The 18,021-nt window shown below is 65.3% G+C and carries 10 protein-coding genes and 1 CRISPR repeat array; of the genes, 2 read left to right on the forward strand and 8 right to left on the reverse strand.

The features are described from left to right. Positions 1-33: 33 nt before the first annotated feature. A CRISPR array of direct repeats spans positions 34-1,891; the repeat unit is 28 nt; unit sequence GGACCAACCCCGCTCGCGCGGGGACAAC. Between the two features lie 2,722 nt (positions 1,892-4,613). The 7 genes from ED92_RS38290 to ED92_RS38320 form a co-directional block, all read right to left on the reverse strand. Further along, positions 4,614-5,747, reverse strand: coding sequence for a 3-oxoacyl-[acyl-carrier-protein] synthase III C-terminal domain-containing protein (locus tag ED92_RS38290; RefSeq protein ID WP_037347294.1), 1,134 nt, complete (start codon positions 5,745-5,747; stop codon positions 4,614-4,616). Then, the gene (locus tag ED92_RS38295) at positions 5,734-5,943 is read right to left on the reverse strand and encodes a hypothetical protein (protein WP_037347296.1); all 210 of its coding nucleotides are present in this window, start codon (positions 5,941-5,943) and stop codon (positions 5,734-5,736) included. Before ED92_RS38295 ends, ED92_RS38290 begins: the two co-directional genes overlap by 14 nt. A gap of 35 nt (positions 5,944-5,978) precedes the next feature. Next, positions 5,979-6,467, reverse strand: a complete 489-nt coding sequence (locus ED92_RS38300) for a cupin domain-containing protein (protein ID WP_037347298.1) — start codon at positions 6,465-6,467, stop codon at positions 5,979-5,981. A gap of 22 nt (positions 6,468-6,489) precedes the next feature. After that, positions 6,490-7,587 carry a hypothetical protein gene (locus ED92_RS38305; protein WP_037347300.1) on the reverse strand — a complete coding sequence of 366 codons (1,098 nt, stop codon included), beginning with the start codon at positions 7,585-7,587 and terminating at the stop codon, positions 6,490-6,492. 163 nt (positions 7,588-7,750) lie between these two features. Then, positions 7,751-8,479 (reverse strand): hypothetical protein, encoded by a 729-nt coding sequence (locus tag ED92_RS38310; protein WP_235213491.1) that lies wholly within the window; start codon positions 8,477-8,479, stop codon positions 7,751-7,753. Between the two features lie 31 nt (positions 8,480-8,510). Then, positions 8,511-9,416 (reverse strand): L,D-transpeptidase, encoded by a 906-nt coding sequence (locus tag ED92_RS38315; protein ID WP_235213492.1) that lies wholly within the window; start codon positions 9,414-9,416, stop codon positions 8,511-8,513. 73 nt (positions 9,417-9,489) lie between these two features. Beyond that, positions 9,490-11,412: a protease pro-enzyme activation domain-containing protein gene (locus ED92_RS38320; RefSeq protein ID WP_081976048.1), complete on the reverse strand. Its 1,923-nt coding sequence runs from the start codon at positions 11,410-11,412 to the stop codon at positions 9,490-9,492. A 567-nt stretch (positions 11,413-11,979) separates the two neighbouring features. On the opposite strand from ED92_RS38320, the gene ED92_RS38325 reads away from it, so the two are divergent. Together ED92_RS38325 and ED92_RS38330 are read left to right on the forward strand one after the other, a co-directional pair. After that, positions 11,980-14,280: a helix-turn-helix domain-containing protein gene (locus tag ED92_RS38325; RefSeq protein WP_235213505.1), complete on the forward strand. Its 2,301-nt coding sequence runs from the start codon at positions 11,980-11,982 to the stop codon at positions 14,278-14,280. Continuing rightward, a complete protein-coding gene (locus tag ED92_RS38330) occupies positions 14,277-16,667 on the forward strand; it encodes an NB-ARC domain-containing protein (protein ID WP_052121209.1) in 2,391 nt (796 codons plus the stop codon). The genes ED92_RS38325 and ED92_RS38330 overlap by 4 nt, the downstream gene beginning before the upstream one ends. Here ED92_RS38330 and ED92_RS38335 read toward each other — a convergent pair. Continuing rightward, the gene (locus ED92_RS38335) at positions 16,664-18,016 is read right to left on the reverse strand and encodes an NtaA/DmoA family FMN-dependent monooxygenase (protein ID WP_161791140.1); all 1,353 of its coding nucleotides are present in this window, start codon (positions 18,014-18,016) and stop codon (positions 16,664-16,666) included. The genes ED92_RS38330 and ED92_RS38335 overlap by 4 nt on opposite strands. Between the last annotated feature and the right edge of the window lie 5 nt (positions 18,017-18,021).

The raw sequence follows: 18,021 nt of genomic DNA on the forward strand, positions 1-18,021 counted from the left end.
TTCGCCCCGGCGGTGTGTGGTTTCACGACGCCGGGACCAACCCCGCTCGCGCGGGGACAACCGGGTGGTCGCGCGCGGCGCGAACGTCTACGGCGGACCAACCCCGCTCGCGCGGGGACAACCTGGTCTCGCAACAGCATGTCCACAGGCGGGGCGGACCAACCCCGCTCGCGCGGGGACAACGATGACATCGCGCTCGGAAGCGTCGGGAACGACGGACCAACCCCGCTCGCGCGGGGACAACGGATTCATGCCCGGGGTGGTGCACATGGACTCGGGACCAACCCCGCTCGCGCGGGGACAACCCGCCCATGCCTTCGCCTTCGTCCCATCGGTCGGGACCAACCCCGCTCGCGCGGGGACAACCAATGGAACGAGGCTGACGACCCGTGGGGCCCGGGACCAACCCCGCTCGCGCGGGGACAACGGTCGGGTCGGCGATCGCGGTGCCCTTGACCAGGGACCAACCCCGCTCGCGCGGGGACAACTGCGGCCATAACCCGAGCCGTTCGATGCCGAACGGACCAACCCCGCTCGCGCGGGGACAACCCGCAAGGGCGGCGACCAGTGAAACGCCGCACAGGACCAACCCCGCTCGCGCGGGGACAACGTCGCCAACTGGTACGAGGCCAAGGCCGCCGCCGGACCAACCCCGCTCGCGCGGGGACAACGGAAGGCCACCGCCCTGTCCGCGGTGATGGACCGGACCAACCCCGCTCGCGCGGGGACAACTTCGACCTCTGGCACGGCTCGCGCTCCCTGGCGGGACCAACCCCGCTCGCGCGGGGACAACTTCTTCCAGATCGTCTTGCCCCAGTCGTTCGACGGACCAACCCCGCTCGCGCGGGGACAACCTCACCAGTTCCTGTGATGAAGGCGGCCGCATAGGACCAACCCCGCTCGCGCGGGGACAACTTCGCCGCCTGCCGGGTGTTTCTGACCGATGGCGGACCAACCCCGCTCGCGCGGGGACAACTACCTGCTGGACCAGGTGCGTGCGCGGATGGACGGACCAACCCCGCTCGCGCGGGGACAACTCCGCGTCCGGCGAACTAACCGTCACAGTCCCGGGACCAACCCCGCTCGCGCGGGGACAACGACCAGGGTCCAGCGGACCGGCTCTAGGAACGTGGACCAACCCCGCTCGCGCGGGGACAACGTCGCGTGCGCCAGCGCGGTGATCCTCGGCCTGGGACCAACCCCGCTCGCGCGGGGACAACGGCGTTCTGGTCTGATCGGTGAAGACCAGGGCCGGACCAACCCCGCTCGCGCGGGGACAACCAGCTCGCTCACCATGGACGTGAGCGAGCGGCCGGACCAACCCCGCTCGCGCGGGGACAACGGCCTGCTCCAGGTGGTTTCGCTGCCGCTCCAGGGACCAACCCCGCTCGCGCGGGGACAACTTCCTGGTTGGGTGTGACGGCCCAGACCGGAAGGGACCAACCCCGCTCGCGCGGGGACAACAGGTCGAGCAGCTTCGCCGCGGCGAGACGGCGGGGACCAACCCCGCTCGCGCGGGGACAACGTTCCGCTCGCGCTCCAGTCGAAGGAGGGTGGGGGACCAACCCCGCTCGCGCGGGGACAACTCAGCGGCAACATGCCAGTTCTGGAGGCTCTTGGGACCAACCCCGCTCGCGCGGGGACAACCAACCAGGACATCAACTCGTCCAGGCGCCTCGCGGACCAACCCCGCTCGCGCGGGGACAACCCTGTGGCGGCAGGTGATACGTGCTCGCCTGAAGGACCAACCCCGCTCGCGCGGGGACAACGGTCTCCTGCACCTCATCGCCCTGCCGCTCAACGGACCAACCCCGCTCGCGCGGGGACAACGGAGATCTTGTCCCGCGCCGCTCGTGACCAGTGGGACCAACCCCGCTCGCGCGGGGACAACACTAATTGACCTGGGCCTTTGAAGATCATACTGCTGGTTTTTGTTCAGTTTGGTAGTGCTCATGCTGATCATGGGTTCGGGTCAAGCCTTGGGACGTTGATTCGGTGAGTTGTCGTTCTGCGGTGTGTCGGCGTGCGGAAGGTCGGGGTGGTGTTGTCGTTTGGGACCTTGACGGTGTTTCGCGTGGCCGGTGCGGCTCGGGGGGCTGGGTGCGAGTCGATGCCTTCGCTGCGCCATCTCTGAGGATGCGGCGGCCGTAGTTGTGGGTTCCGGCGATGCAGTCGAGTTCGGCGCCGGACGGCGCTCGGCCTTGTGAACGTTCGCGGAGGTAGTGAACCTGAATCAGTTGTTCGGCGGTAGCGGTGTGTGGATAGGTCGGTTCGGCTGGTGTTGGCGCCCCAGTGTTCAGCGAAGGTCGGTGCGCGTAGGCCTGTAGTTTCGGGTGACGCGGTAATGTGGTCGGTGGAGGCGAGGTTCTGGTCGGTGGGTTTGGCGCGATGTCGTTTGAGTGCTCGGTTGAGGGGTAGGGGTGTGACGGTGAGGAGCAGGCGGCGATGGTTACACCGAAGCTAGGGCTGCCCACGCCCGACGTGCAGTCAATCGCGCGATCACTGCGTTCGACCTCTCCCAACGGCTCAACTCCCGCGCGGGCATGCGCGTAGTGCTCGGCGGTTAGAAGAGGACTTGAATGAGTCTTGCTTCAATTGAATTCGGCGGCATCGACTACCTTGCCGCGGAACAGGCTGCGTTCTTCATCTTGTCGATTGCGCGCGCTGGTACAACTAGTCGACCTCGAATCTGAATGGCGGTAAACGGTCCAGTGTCGATTGCGCGACATAATGTCATTGGCGACATGCGAAGGATTGTGGCAGCCTCGGTGGTGCTGAAGAAACGCGGCTTATCTGGTTGCTTGTCTAAGTTCCCATTGTTGCCTCGATCGAGTGGACTTGCAATTTTCCTCACAGGGTACGGATTTCGCGAATTTCTGGAAATTGAGTTAAGGGCCGCGTATTTGCCGGGAGTATTCTTGCTCTCGCTTGATGTTGACTATCGATGTGACTGGTGCTCCCGTTATTTCGATATCGGTTGGTTTTAGTGGTGTATTGGATTCGAGGGGCATGTGTCGGTGTTCTAAGGGTGGGCATGTGGTATCCGGTGGCGCGTGTCCGTTAGTGGAGCTGTCGTGATCGGTACTCGATCCCCAAAGTAAACGCCACCGGTTTTGTTCGCGTAGATGGGTGCGTTTTAGGCGTTCGTAGTTTGCTGCGCCAAAGCTAAGGGTGTGGGGGGTGTACAGAATAGTGGGGGATTGGCCTCGGAGACGCGATAGTAGGTCATTAAGGGCTGTTGTGAGTTGCCAACTGTCGCAGTCGCTGGGGCCGCCGCGGTAGCGATGGGTGCGTTGGATGAGGCCAAATTTTTCAGCTGTATCACGCGCTCGGCGCACCGATTTCGGGTCAAGAAGGGACCTTTCGGCCCAAGCGCGAATCGAGAGCGACCCTGACCGGGTGACGATGGCGGCTGCGAGTGCATCGAGAGCGGCATAGAGTGTGGAACGTTTTATGGAGACCTGTGTGGTCGGCGAACGCCGTAGTTGCAGTGACGCTGTGATGCGGAGGAGTCGACGTGTTAGGGCGATCTGGCTTCCCTGGTCGTACCTCGCGAGCGCCGTCTGGGGATGCTGCTGAGTTCGGCTAGTGCGGCGGCGGCGAGGACGATGGGTACGTGCCTCGTCGATCGCGGGCAGCCAGCGTTCCGTGAGCCACCGTGAGCGACCCAAGTGCTGTGCTTGTGCGGGTGAAGCTTGTTTGAACTGCTGCCATGCGGTGTCTTCTGAGAGATGTTGCTCTGCATCGACGATTGTCCGTGCTGGGGCCCAGATCCAGCGCTGCCAGGCTTGCTTGCCGATGTCAGCTGCCTTGGTTCCGGTGCGGTTTGCGGCGAGCCATGCCTGATCGGTGGACCAGCCAGCGCGGGCCCGTGCGAGAGCGTCGCCATACTCGCTTTCAGAGCGGCTTGCCATGTGCGGTGATCGTGCACGGAAACGACGAGGGCGAGGCCGATGGGCAGGCCGATGTCGGCTTCGGGCAGGCGTGGGTAGGTCGCGTGGTTCCAGGGTGCCGTCGATGATCGGACAGGGAAGACCGAGGCGATGCGGTGCTGTGATGAGACGCAGTGTGGTGCGGACCGTTGCTGAGATCGCGTGGTGCCGGGCGAGCTGGGCGCAAAGTGTGCGCAGGTCGTGTCTTAGCTGTGCAGGGACGAGGGCGATGAGATGACGATGGCCGAGGCGGCCGGAGGATCGGCGTAGCCAGGGAAGGCCGAGGCGTTCGAACCAGGAGACCAGGGCGTCGCTGAAGGCGTGCCCGGCTTCTGCGGGGGCCCCGGTGTCGCCGGGGTCGACGTCGATTCCGCAAGCAGCTGGGTGGAGGGTGCCGACGGTGGTGACAGCGTTAGGGGGCCAGTCGCTGATGTGGGCAGGGTGTTGGTGAACCGCAGCGACGGCGGTGTTGTCGGCGGCGACGTAGATGTACGGCGGGCCGAACAGTGCGGTGTCGAGGTCGGCGTTGGCGAGGCCCCGAGCCTGCTGGTCGACGGGGCTGTGGTCGGTCTGCTCGTTGCGGAGGTCGTTCATTCGGATCACCAGTGCTGCGGTTGGGAGGTCTGGACGCCGGTGAGTTCGAGGCCCATGCGGGGTTCAGGCGCACCAGCAGGTTCCGCGCTAGTGGCGAGAACCCTGGACGTCGTGGCTTGTGTGGACTGGCGGGGTCCGGGTTGTCCAGGGGTGCAGTGTCGGTAGCTGGTAGTCCCGCATCTCGTTGGGGACGGCGGTGATGCGCAGGATGCTGGCGGTCCAGGTCATGCCGATTCCGATGCCGATGAGCGCGACGTGGTCGCCTGGCGCTACGGCGTGCCGGGTGAGGAGGTGGGTCAGGCCGATGAGCTGGTCGTTGGGGCCGACGTGGCCCCATTGGTCGCCGGCGTGGATCAGGCTGCGCTCCGGCGACAGCCTGAGCGGTTGCAGGCACTGGCTGTGCAGGAGACGGTGTCCGTAGTGCGGAAGGAGGACCCACCGCAGGTCGGCGGCGTCGAGCTGAGCGTGGCTGAGTGCTTCCGCTGCGACGTAGGTCAGTCCGGTCGCGTTGCGCTGATGAATGGATGCGGCGCCGACCGCGTCGGTGTAGTGCGCTTTACGTTCGCGGATGGCCTCGATCCCGACTTCGGTGGTGCCGGGCGGCTGGAACCGTGTCGCGCCGCGGTGGAGCTGTTCCAAAGTGGGGTCGTTCCAGGAACTTGTTGCGAGGACTTCGGCCAGGCCCGGCTCGCGGCCGATGATGAGTGCGGAGCCCCCGTCACCGTAGGCGATGTCGCGGTCGGCGGTGAGGTGGTCGAAGGCGGGCGGTCCGAAGGTTTCGCCGCCGGTGAGCATGACGGTGCCAGCGTCTTTGCTGCCCGCGAGGATGCGTGCGGAAAGGTCGAGGCCGCCGATCAGGGAGTTGCTCATGGCGTTGATTTCGGTGGCGATGCCGGGGCCGGCGGGAAGGCCGAGTCGGGAGCGGACGTAGGCGGCCCGGGACCAGAAGTCGAGTCCGCGGGAGCCTCGCCAGATGGCGGCGTGGAAGTGGAGGTCGGGCACAGCCAGGGAACCGTTCGTGGTCATGGCGAGGCTCGCGAGCGCGTTGTGGCCTGCTTGGACTGCGAGGTCCATGCCGGTCCGGCCGCGGGCGAGGGAGATGGATCGCTGTCCGGTCGGGGAGTCGGTACGGCGTGTCGAGGCGTTGGTGAGTTCGTGAACCGGCACGAGGTCGCCGAGTTCGGCTCCGACGCCGCGGATGTGGATGTCAGTCCAGCGCATGCGTGCTCCTGGTGCCGGTCGAGTGGTGGTGCAGGTCGCGGACGATCGCGTCGGGCGAGGTGTAGTAGGCGCGTACGTGATGTCGGGACAGACCCGAACAGGCCGCGACTTCGTCCAGTGACAGAGGCGGCTCGTCTCTGTCACCGAGATGCTGGGTCAGCAGCTCCTGTGCTGTGGCCAGGATGATTGCTCGCATCTGGGCCTCCGGAAGACGTCGTGGAGCGTGAGGGGTCAGCGGATGCGGCGGACATGACCGGTGCGGCGGGTCATGAGCCGGTGCATGTGGTCGCTGCGGAGCTTGTCCACTTGTCGGAGTACCCGAGGCCGGAGATCGGTGAGGTGCTCGATGTCAGCGCTGAAGCCTGGATCGCCTCGAAAACAGGTGATGAGCACGGAGGCGTTGAGGCTCAGATTCACGACGCAGTACGGCGTATCCGGTGGGATGTAGATCATGTCGCCGGGGCGCGGGAGGGCTGTCTCTAGATGGTGGCCGGACAGGATCGCGGAGTATCCGCTGATGATGGTGAGTATTGCCTCGGTGGTTCGGTGACGCTGGGGAGTGGTGGTTTTACCGCCGGGGATGTGCATGCGCCCGGCGGAGACCGCGCGGACGGGCACGGCTGGCGAGTAGATGACCGCGGTGTTGGCGCTGCCGTCATCGTGGACGTGGGTGTCGGCTCCGGTCGGCGGCCGGTGAACCGCGCTGCTGGTACTCGTCATGACCTACTCCTGGTGGCGTGAGTTAGTGGAGGATGGGTGTGCGGGCGAGCTTCCGGGCGAGTCGTGTGTTGGCGGCGGCGGCCTCGGGGGTGCGCCGGCCGAGACCGCACGCTGCGGCAATCGTCCTGATCGGACGGTCGAGTTCGTCCTCGGCGAGCTGAAGCGCGATGAGCGAAGCATCGGGGTGGTTTTCGTCGACGAGTCCCGCGATCATGTCGATGTTGCCGCGGAGATGCCCCAGCGCACGGTAGAAGGAGCGGTCGGTTGGAGGCGCACTGGTTCCCGTGCACAGCGGAATGTGCGCGGCCGGCATGGGGTGGCCGGCCTTGGTCAGGCGGCGTTCGAGCGCGTTGAGGTAGAGAACGGCGGCGACCAGGTCCGTGGGTTCGAACATCGGCCGATGGGCCAGATCGCCGTAGCAGAGGTGGATGATCCAGTTGATCTCCGGCGGGGCGGCGGTGATCAGTTCGGCTGCCTGCTTCGCGAGCCCAAGTGCGAGCATCTTCCACAAAGGCCGCGGGGTGCGTTCGAACAGGGTGAGCACCGCTGGGGTCTCGAGTTGGAAGGTAGCTTCTGTGTCCCAGCGGTTGTGGATTTCGAGGACGTCCTGGATCAGCGCTTCTCGGAAGATTGGCAGTGCTGCGAGGGCGGGTCGGGGAGCGCCGAAGCAGAAGTAGCTGAGGTCCAACGCGTTGGGGAGCGATACCTGGTGCGGCGGCAAGTCTCCCGGCGTGCGCAGGCGTGGGCGGGTGGCCATCGCGACGGTGACATCACGTACTCGGCGTAACGAGACGTCTTCGGGGGCGAGGAACCGGCCCGGCGCGAGGCGGTAGGTCGGCATGTCGTCGTATCCGGTTGAGTCTCCAGCTCGGCGTGGTCGCAGTGCGGGGACGCTCGCGAGGTTGGTGAGCCAGTCGATGATCCAGCGGGGATCGCGGTCGCTGGGCAGGGTGAGGAGGTCCGTGTCGCCGGCATGGTCGAGGAACCACTGCATCGCTTGCAGGTCGGTCTTGGACATCGCGGGCGGTAGTGAGCCGACGAAGTGGACGGATCGTTCGGAGAACTCACCCGAGTAGGCGTCGGTGTGAGGGGTGCTCTGGGAATGGATGGTCGTTGACATGCTTTCTCCCCGTCGTGGGTGGGAAAAGTCGGTGGGTAGGGGTTGTGTGGGCGGCACGGGGAGGTTCGCCGCGGTTTCGTGTTCGGCGGGTGGTCTGCCGCTGCACGTGACCCGTCCTCGTGTGGAGGCGAGGACGGGTCACGGCGTCGCCAGGTGGCTGGGGCTAACCGGTGACCGGAAGGGATCCGGGCTTCGGTTGCGGTTTGGGGGCCTGCCGGGCCTCAGAGGAGTCGTGCGGTGTGCCGCGCTCCCCGGGGCGGGTCGGCTGCGTGGTCTTGGGCGGCTCGCCAGGCTTGGTGGGTGCCGGGGTGCCTGGCGGATTAGTGCCGGGTGGCGTGCCGGTGCCGCAGGAGACCGTCGCGACGGTGATGGTGAGCGCTGTGTTCTTGCGGGGTTCGCCCGTGGGCGTGGTCGTGGTGTTGCCGGAACCGGCTGCGGAGACGGTGATGACGGCGGCGGTCGCCTTGCCCTGTCCAGATGCGCCGGGACGCACGGTGAGATTTCCCTTACTGCCGCCAGATCCGCTGACGGTGGTCTTGCCGTTGCGACAGGTGGCCGAGAACGGGCCGACCGTGGTTCCGCCCACGCGGATGCTGGCGACTTTCGCCTCGGCAAGTCCGGCGCCGGCCTTGACGCTGATTCCGGTGGCGACGACGGCGCCGGACTTGGTGGAGACCGATCCGCCGCCGGTCTTGATCGTGCCGCCGCTCGACACACTGGGCTGTGGCGCGAGGGATTCGGCACCGCTGACGGAAATGCCGCTCGCGGAAGAGAGGGCTTCGGCGTGAGCCGGGGTGACGCATGACGTCGCTCCGGCGGCGAGGAGCGCGCCGATGCTCAGGCCAGTGAGCATCACACGCGTGTGGGTGCAATGGAATGCGGATGTGGTCATGATGGTCGCTTTCTGTCGCTGTGGTTTGACATCAGTTGATGAGGACAGGGGTGCCTAGGGGTACTTCGGTGCTGAGCACCCGGAGCGCTTCCGCGGGCACGCGGATGCATCCGTCGCTGGACGGCTTGCCGAAGACGTTGGGGTTGGGCCAGCCGTGGATGCCGGTAGTGCCTGGGCCGCCGCCGAAGGTTTCCAGACTGGTGGAGTGCGTGCCGAGCGGAAGGATCACGGGGCTGAACCGCTGTGTCGGATCGATCAGGGAGGCCAGCACGAACGTCCGTCCGGGCGGGGTCTCCGCGTTTGCCTTCCCGATCCCGACTGTCCATCGTCCAATCAGACGGTTCTCATGGTGAAGGGACAGCTGGAAGGAGCTCCGCTCGACTGTGATGAGGTAAGGGCTAATCGCGTGCTCCAGTGAATCGTCCTGAGTGGACAACCATCCGGTCGCACCGTTGGGGCGAACCGGAAGAAGTACTTGCACCCAGCCCGCTTCCTCGACGACTACGGGCACCCATGTGTCGGAGGTGATCTGCTTGGACGGCAATGCGGCTATGGCGTCCTTACCGGGAGCGGAAAACACAGGAACCGTCCTGTTTGGATGAACGACATGCCCGGTAGGAGTGTTGTCACGTTGGAGATCACGGGGCGCCTCGTTGATGACGTCAAACGTCGTGGCCCTAGGCAAGCCCGCAAGATCCGATACTGCTGGCGGCGCTACCGGTGGGTGTCCTGTTGTCGTCGCAGGGCTGGAACTGAGCGGTGTGCCCGGACCGTCGAAGAGCTTGGCTGCGAACAAGAGCAGGAGCACACATGCCAGTAGCGCAAACCCGGTGTATGAGAAGAATCGCTCGAAGCTGATTGTGTCCGACAGGTAGTGCGGCTTCTGACGGCGCACTTTCGGTCGGCGTAAGTCCTCGCGGAGGGGTTCTTCGGTCACGACGGTCTCCGGATTCGTTCGGGTGGCGGTCTTCGCCGTGCCCGCCCCCGACGAACGGGCACGGCGAAGCGAGCTAGCGGGCGAGGAAAGAAACGAACCCGGGGCCCGGCGTTCCTACACCCGTGACGGGGTCCCAACCGCGGCCGCTGGCAAGGTTTTGCGGCCGGGCGTCGAAGTCGACCAGGTAGCTACCTGCCGCGCCGGGAACCTTGGCGCCGGGCAGGGCATGCATCCGCGGAGTCCACACGCCTGCCTTCTGCGGCACGACGTCGACGAGCACGGAGGGGTTGTCCCGCACGGCATAGAGAGCCGGATTCAGCAGACCTCCGCGCTGCGCCCCGCCGCGGGTCTGCTGCGCGTTGGCAGCGAGGCCTGCCATGAGCGGCGCGGCCAGCGATGTACCGCCGGAGACGCTGAGGCCATATCGGCCCGAGGCGTCGGTGTAGCCGATCAGCAGTCCGGTGTAGGAATCTGCGAGTGCGGAGACGTCCGGGATTGCTCGCCGACCGTTGGAGACGCCGGCGGGGACGATTCCCTGCTGCCACTCGGGTGCGTCGTAGAGCGCGGATGGCCCACCGCCGGCTCCACCTGCGAAGGGACCGTCCGCATCGGACTGCGGAACCCAGCTCTGCCCGCTCAGCGTGTTACCGCTGTTCTCCCATCCGGTGAGGACTTTGGTCTTGTTGTCTTGTCCGAGTCCCACAGTGGTGCCGCCGACGGCGGTGACGTATGGGCTGGTGGCGGGGAAGCTCGCAGTGGGTGTCCCGACCGCACCGCTGTTGTTTCCAGCGTCGCCGCTGGACACCATGATCGACTGTCCTTGGATGGAGGCCTGCAACGCCATCTGGTTGAACAGATCCCTTGTGGCGGGCGGCATGCGCCGCTCGCCGTCGGCGTTCCCCCAAGATGCGCTGATCACGTCGACGATATTGTCTCCGACCGCCTTGTTGAATGCCTCGTACAGCCCGCCGATGCAGGACCTGGCGGCGTAGTAACGCAGTTTCGCCGCCGGTGCGATCGTGTGCGCGGCCTGCACATCGAGTGTCTGCTCGACGTTCCAGCTGCCGGAGTCACATTCCTTCTCGTCGGTGAAGCCGCCGTCGGGAAGAACCTTGCTGTACTGGCCGGCCGCGAGCCCCGGGGTCCTGGTGTCTGCCGCCGCCCGGTTGATATCGGCGCCCAGAGTTGTCGAGTCGTAGGCGCCGACGATACCGATCGTTGTTCCCGCGCCGGACTGGTCTGGGTTCAGGCCGTACATCGCGCGCACCGACGGGCCGGTGTAGCCGCACAGGAAGTTCGACTGGGCTCCGGCCGGGTACTTCTGTGGCACGTCGCGGTTGTTCTGTTCACCCCACCAGCGTGCACAGGTCTGGGCCTGGGCGGTCGCATGTGGAGCGGTGTGCTGGGGCCGGATGGTCTTCTCGCTGTCGTCGAGACCGAGGACGGCGGTGATGGAGGCTCGGAGTGCCGTCGGCACGCTGAGCGGTGCCTCTGGGGCGACAAGCGTGGCGATCCGTCCGGCGACTTTGTCTCGGTAGATGGCCAGTTGTGTGCCGAACGCCTTCTCCAGGACCGAGGTCGGGGCGTGAGCTTTGATCATGAAGCGGTTGTCGCTGGCTCCTTCGACCGAGACCCCCTGTCCTGTTAACCAGTCGCGCACGGCGTTCACCGTGGTTTCGGTGGGAGCGAAGCGGTCGAGGAACTGCCGCGAGGTGAGAAAGTCGCCTTGCTTAGGGTTGTTCGGCGATGCCAGGCGTGTGGCAAGCGCGTGTGCGGAAGCCGGGTCGCGCAGGGATAGGGCGACCTGGATGTGACGGACGGCCTGATCGTCCGCCTCTCCCGCGCGTGATTGCGGTGTTGCCCACGACGGCACTGTCCCTGCGACGGTGGCACGGGCGTCGATATCGGACGGCTGGGCAGAGGCCGGTGCGACAGTTGCTAACGTCGCAGCGGCCAAGCCTGCGACGGCAGCGCCCAGCCAGGCGGTTTTCGGCATGGAAGTCCCCTCATACGTAATCACGAAATGAAAAGCAAAGTGATGTGGGCGCGAATGTGCCCGAAACAAATCCCTCAGAATTCGCCCGTCCTTAGAGGCTGTCGGGCGTGATGAGCTGCCGGATGGCCAGCGTTATCGGTGAGGTGGCGCTGTGCAGTAGAGGCCGCACGGCACGCCGTGCCCGCGGCGGTCCCCGGGCGCGGTTTCCGTCCTCGGCAGTGGCTCCCGGACTGTCCATTGAAGCCTCAATCTATCGCGCTTGAAGTTCGAAATACTGGACGATCTGAGATCAAGGTAGGCCAAAGTGGCTAAAGCGTCAACTTTCTAAGACGATTGAGTCCGTCGGTGGATGTCGATGGGCCAGGTGGCCACACCCCGGGTTCCGCAGCGGATGGCCGGGTGGACTTACCTGAGTGAGGGTGGGTAGATCCACTCAATCGAACGGTCTACCGGCGCGGATACACCTGAATGGACTAGTCCTCATGTCGGGAACGCGGTGGGACACCACATCACCGTGTGGCACGATCCAATGTCGGGGAGTGAGGGGAGATCGATCGAGTGACCGAAATGCGAGAGGTGGCGAGCCCAGCAACCGGCTCTCGGCCATATCTGACGCTGGCCGAGAGGTTTCGCGCTGAGGTGATGTCGCTATGCGACGAGCGTGAGTGGACATTGCGCGAACTCTCGCGGCGGGCCTTCCTTGACGTCGGCTTTCTTAGCAAGCTGATCCGAGGTCTCGTTCCTGCCACGGTCGACGTCGCGAGAGCTCTGGATACTGCCTTCGGCACCGAGGCCTGGCTGCAGAACCTGGTCATCCGGATTCGATCCGACCTTCATCCGCAACTCCCAGTGGGCAGGGAGTTCGTCGGCAGGGAGATCCAACGCGCACGGCTCGACGGCCTCGCGGCCCAGATGACGACAGGCTCCCCCGCCTCAGCGGCGGTCCTCGCGGGCCCGGCTGGGGCGGGAAAGACCTCCCTCGCCGTTCACTGGGCCAACTCACAGAAATCGGCGTTCGACCTGATCTTGTGGGCTGATCTCTACGGATTCACCGGCGATCAAAGTCAACGGGCAGAGCCGGGCGACGTCCTCGGCGAGTTGCTGAAGGGTCTGAATGTCTCAGCCGGTCGTATCCCGGTCACGGAGACCGAACGGCTGCAACTACTTCGCGGCATTCTCACCGGTCGTACCGCGCGTGTGCTCATCGTGCTCGACAACGCGGCCGACCTCGCTCAAGTGAAGCCGATACTTCCCGGGACACCGGGCACTCTGGTGCTCATCACCAGCCGCAGAAGAATTCGGGGACTGGCCCAGGTCACGCGCACAGTCCACGTCCCGGTGCCGCCGATGACCGAAAGCGACAGCGTGGACCTCCTCAGCTCGCTGATCGGGGCGGACCGTGCCGCGCGGGAGCCCGAGGCAGTCGCACGTGTCGTCGACCTGTGCGCGTCTCTGCCGCTGGCGCTTTCCATCGCCGGAAATCTGATCTCCGCCGATGTGAGTACCAGTGTGTCCCAACACGCTGAGGCACTTGCGGATCGCGGCCGACTACGCATGCTCGACGGCGACCACGCTGGTATCGGTGTGCGCGCGGCGATCAGCTGGAGCGTCGCGTCCGCCCAACCAGAGGAAGCTCGCTTGTTCCGCCTCCTCGGTATCCACCCGGGACCGAGGTTCACCGCAGGCGCTGCCGCTGCCCTGGTTGGATTGACCGAACCCGAGACGCTTCCATTGTTGGATCGGCTCGTTGACGCACACCTGATCCAGCAACACCAACAATGCCAGGGAAGCTACCGGTTTCACGACCTCCTCCGCGACTACGCCACCGAAGAATTCCGAGACCCGCGATGGGAAAGCGAACGGCGCGACGCGACGGAACGCCTAATCCGGTGGTACGTCCACAGCTGCCATGCCGCTGACCTGGCTCTGACACCGTTACGCGATCACCATGAACCACTCGATGCGCCGCCACGGGGCATCTATCCCGCGACGTTCGACGCGGCGAGCGCCGCATTCGCCTGGTGCACAACAGAACTTCCCAACATCACACCGATCGCGCAGCTGGCACTTGATCATCGGATGTGGTGGGAAGCGTGGCGATTGCCGACCGTGCTCATCGATTACCACATCTTCGCTCGACCGTTCCACGTCTGGACGAGCAGCATGCAGATCGCGCTGACCGCGGCCGAGAACGCCGGCAATGACCTCTGGCTGGCTGAGGTCGCGGACAAGCTCGCGGCAGCCTACATGCGTATGCGGGACTACGACCGTGCGGACGAGCTGAGCCGCCGGGCGATCGCACTGACCAAAGACCGCGTTCCCGTCTATCCGCGGCTGGGCTGGCCCTATGTGAACCTCGGGGTCAGCGCGCACGTTCGTGGCGACATCGCAACGGCTGTCGACTTGATCGGCCAAGGCGTGGACGCGTTCGTCGCTGGTGGATCGCGCATCGGCGAGCTCGCCGCACGTATCGAGTGGGGTACCGCACTTCGTGACGCCGGTGACCGCGAGCGAGCGCTGCAACAAGGCCGCATGGCGTTGGCAGCGTTCCGGTCCGACGGTGATTCCCATGGGCTCGCTTCCGCGCTGGCTCCGCTCGCGCGCACGTGTCGCGCCTTTGGGGAACTCGAGGAAGCCCTGGCGTGTAGCGAGGAAGCCGCCGAGTGCTTTCACTCGGTACGAGATGCTTGGGGCGAGGCCGACGCGCTTGAGATCAAGGGCCTTGTGCTCGCGGATCTTGGTCGCCGTGCTGACGCTGTCGAGGCGCTGACAACAGCGCTGCGACTGGTGGAGAGTCTGGATGAGGTTAAGGCCGAGCAGTTGCGTCGAGAAGTCAGGACGCACGACGCTGCTAACGGCTCGACATGACTGAGCGCAACCAGGATCGGCTCGCCAATTCGGACGAGGCCGATCCCGTTATGCCGACGTCCTACCCGTCTGCGGCACAGCAGTACGGTCAGCGGCTCTTCCAGCTCCGTACTCGCTACGGCCTCAAGGTCCGGGACCTCGAAGACCGGACCCGTGAGATCGTCGCCGCTCGCGTCGCTGAACTGCGCAAGCACCCCGATAACGCCAACCTGACAGCCCCAGAGCTAGAAGATCTCGCTGGGAAGCCGGTCAGCAAGAGCGCAATTTCCCGAATCGAGAAGGGAAAGCCGCCCAGCGTCGACGCGGGCAAACTTCTGGACGAAGCCCTCAACGCGCAGGGCACGCTGGAGATCCTCGCAGGCCCTGCACGGGCAGAGCCCTCCGGGCATTTGCCCGTCACTCCGCCATATTTCGTCGGCAGGCAAACAGAATTGGAGCAGTTGACCAGACTAACGTCACAGCCGCCTGACCACGAAACGCCGACCGTGATCGTCATCGGCGGATTGCCGGGCATCGGCAAGAGCGCCCTCGCTCTGCAATGGGCACATGGCATGTACGCCCGGTTCGACCTGGTGCTCTACGCGGCCCTGGGCGGATACACCTCGGGAAGCCCGGCGACCCATACGGAAATCCTCTCGGACCTGCTCCGCGGCCTCAGCGTCGAGCGGGATCACGTACCAGAAACTGTGCAGCAGAGAGAAAACCTTCTGCGCGAGCACCTCCGTCGCCGGAAGCAACAGGTTCTGGTGCTGTTGGACAACGCGCGCGATTCTCAGCAGGTCAAGCCGCTGTTGACCAGCCTGGCGGGCACGACCGTCGTGGTCACCAGTCGACAGGAGCTCTCTGGCCTGGTCATCGATCACAACGCCCGCACTGTCCGGCTCGACACCCTGACCGACCGCGAAGCCTGCGTGCTCGCGGCCGACATCATCGCCGACGACCGAGTCGAAGCCGAGCCCGAAGCGGTGGCGCAGCTCGTGGACCTGTGTGCGTCACTTCCTCTGGCAATCCTTGTCGCTGCGGAGCGCATCGCCGCCGACCCTGACACGAGTATCGGGGAGCACGTCGCGGCACTGGCCGACGTCGAGCGGCGCCTGCAACTGCTCGACATCGACGAATCCGGCGGCGTACGAGCCGCCTTCGAATGGTCCTACCGAACACTTCGTCCTGACACGGCCCGTATGTTCCGGCTGCTCAGCCTGTATCCACGACCCCGTGTCACTACTCAAGCGGCGTGCGCGCTCGCAGGCGTGACCATCGACAAAGGCCTTCGGCTGCTCGATGACCTGGCCCAGGCACACCTGCTGCACCAGGTCACTATCGACAGCTTCCACTTCCACGACCTCCTTCGCGTCTACGCCGCCGAACAAGCCGACCAACAACCGGAGGACGAGTGTCAAGAAGCCATCGTCCGGCTGGTCACCTGGTTCCACCACACCGTGAACGCGGCGGCCTGGGCATTGACGCCGATGCGTGACCACCACGTCCACCTTTCTCCGACGCCGCACCAGGTGACGCCGCTGGAGTTCGATGGCTTCGCCAGCGCATTTACTTGGTGCTCGACGGAGCTGTCCAGTCTGCCGGCCGTCGCACGTCTCGGTATCGATCATGGCCTCTACTTCGAGACGTGGCGGATGGCGATCGACCTGTTCGAGTACCTGGTCCACAGCCGCACCACCGAGCTGTGGATCACGCTGATGGAACTCGCTGTCGAAGCGGCGGAAAAGGACGGTCACACGTCCCGGCTTGCCGAGGCCCAAGAGAAGCTGGCGGAGGGATACCGCCGAGGCGGACGAATCGGCGACGCCTGCGAATTCGATGACCGCGCGTCCCGCACCGCCAGAGCGCACGGACCGAGTCGCACACTCGGTTTCGCCCTGCTGGGTTTAGGAAAGGCAGCCCATGCTGCAGGCGACCTGACGGAATCCTTTATGCTCACGCGACGCGCTCTCGACGTGGCCATCGCGGCCGGAACGCGAATCGGCGAGGCCATGGGACACATCGCGCTCGGTAGCGTGTACCGCGACCTCGCGACGCGCGACTTGGCGATCGAACACGGCGAGAAGGCTGTCACGATGTTCGCATCCGTCGATGACCAACACGGTGTTGCTGTCGCTCTCCTGCCGCTTGCCCGGACGTATTTGGCATTCGGGCTGTTCGGCCAGGCTCTCCGTGCGTGCGCGCGGGCTCAAGAAGCCTACGCCGCGACCGCGGACCGTTGGGGGCGGGCGGACGCACTCGGCGTCAACGCCGAGGTACTCGACCGTCTCGGCGATCACCAGGCGGCGGCGAAGTGCCTACGTGAGGCCTTACCGTTGCTGCGAGGGCATGACGACGGGATGGCGGGTCGCTTCGCCGACTACTTGGCTGGCCTCGAGAATCGCTAGCCGGGTCGCTTATGCTCCGCGCGGAGTCGACGCGCTGGATGCTCTTTAGGCAGGCGCGGGCCGTTGCCGAAGAACTTGTCGCGCAGCGTGCCGGGTGCGTATTCGCGTTGCATGAGCCCGCGACACTGCAAGATCGGGACGACGTGCTCGATGAACTCCTCGAAAGATCCAGGTGAGGTGACGTATTCGAGGTTGATGCCGTCGACGCCTGCGTTGTGCCAACGCTCGATGTTGTCGGCGATCTGCTCGGGTGTGCCGACGACCCTTCGGTTCCCCCAGCGGAGAAGGAGCTCGCCGAGTGTCCAGTCATCGCGACTGGACCAGTCGAGCAGCCTCCGGACAGGCGCGGACACCTCGCGTTGCCGCAGGTCTGCGACCTTCGCAGCGAGGTCCTCGGATCCCCAATCGTGATAGAGGAACACACTCATCCTCGCGGCGTTCCCCTCGATGGTCTGCCGTTCGAGAAGTTCTGTGTCGCGACGGCGGGCCTCCTGTTCGCTGCTGGCGAGCAAATAGGACTGCGGAACGAAGATCTTGACATTGCTCGCTGCGCGTCCCGCGTTGATGGCTGCTTGCCGCACATCGGCCACTACGGGCGCGGCGGCACCGGGGTCGAGAGCGCTGATGAATAGCGCCTCGGCGTGTCGTCCCGCGAAGGCCCTTCCAGTGGGCGACATCCCGGCCTGGAATAGCAGCGGGGTCCGTTGCGGGGACGGTTCGCACAGGTGAGGACCGTCGAGGTCGTAGAACTCGCCGTGGTGTCTGACGGCGTGAACTTTCGCCGGGTCGGCGAAGGTGCGAGTAGCTCTGTCGCGGACGGCAGCGCCGTCTTCCCAGCTGTGCTCCCAAAGTTTGTATACGGCCGCGGCGTATTCCTCGGCGCGACGGTAGCGATCGGCATGATCGGGCAAGCCGCCGAACCCGAGATTTCTCCCCGCGCCAGGGAGAAACGACGTGACGATGTTCCAGCCGACGCGGCCGCCGGTGAGGTGGTCCAATGTGGACACACGTCGAGCGAACTCGTATGGGTGGGCTTGGAGGACGTTGGACGTGAAGACGAACCCGAGGTGCTGGGTGTGGTAGGCCAGCAGCGGGATCAGGACGGAGGGGTCCCCAGTGGGGAACTGCATCCCCTCGGCGACGGTCGCGTCCCGGCTGCCGCGGAAAACCTCATATGGTGCCAAAACATCGGCGAAGAAGACTGTATCGAAGAATCCCTGTTCGAGCAGTACGGCGAGGTTGATCCACGGCTGAGGTTGGTGATAGTCCAGCTGGCGGCTGTCAGACTCGAACGCCAGCCCAGGCGCATGGTGGGATGGCGTGACCATGGTGAATGCGTTGAACGACATGTGCG

Source organism: Amycolatopsis sp. MJM2582 (assembly GCF_000754115.1).
GTDB classification, from domain to species: domain Bacteria; phylum Actinomycetota; class Actinomycetes; order Mycobacteriales; family Pseudonocardiaceae; genus Amycolatopsis; species Amycolatopsis japonica.

What these genes read in the sequence shown, in the direction of transcription:
- ED92_RS38290 (WP_037347294.1), bottom strand. Translation starts at nt 5,747, where the DNA reads ATGCGCTGGACTGACATCCACATCCGCGGCGTCGGAGCCGAACTCGGC.
- ED92_RS38295 (WP_037347296.1), bottom strand. Translation starts at nt 5,943, where the DNA reads ATGCGAGCAATCATCCTGGCCACAGCACAGGAGCTGCTGACCCAGCAT.
- ED92_RS38300 (WP_037347298.1), bottom strand. Translation starts at nt 6,467, where the DNA reads ATGACGAGTACCAGCAGCGCGGTTCACCGGCCGCCGACCGGAGCCGAC.
- ED92_RS38305 (WP_037347300.1), bottom strand. Translation starts at nt 7,587, where the DNA reads ATGTCAACGACCATCCATTCCCAGAGCACCCCTCACACCGACGCCTAC.
- ED92_RS38310 (WP_235213491.1), bottom strand. Translation starts at nt 8,479, where the DNA reads ATGACCACATCCGCATTCCATTGCACCCACACGCGTGTGATGCTCACT.
- ED92_RS38320 (WP_081976048.1), bottom strand. Translation starts at nt 11,412, where the DNA reads ATGCCGAAAACCGCCTGGCTGGGCGCTGCCGTCGCAGGCTTGGCCGCT.
- ED92_RS38325 (WP_235213505.1), top strand. Translation starts at nt 11,980, where the DNA reads ATGCGAGAGGTGGCGAGCCCAGCAACCGGCTCTCGGCCATATCTGACG.
- ED92_RS38330 (WP_052121209.1), top strand. Translation starts at nt 14,277, where the DNA reads ATGACTGAGCGCAACCAGGATCGGCTCGCCAATTCGGACGAGGCCGAT.
- ED92_RS38335 (WP_161791140.1), bottom strand. Translation starts at nt 18,016, where the DNA reads ATGTCGTTCAACGCATTCACCATGGTCACGCCATCCCACCATGCGCCT.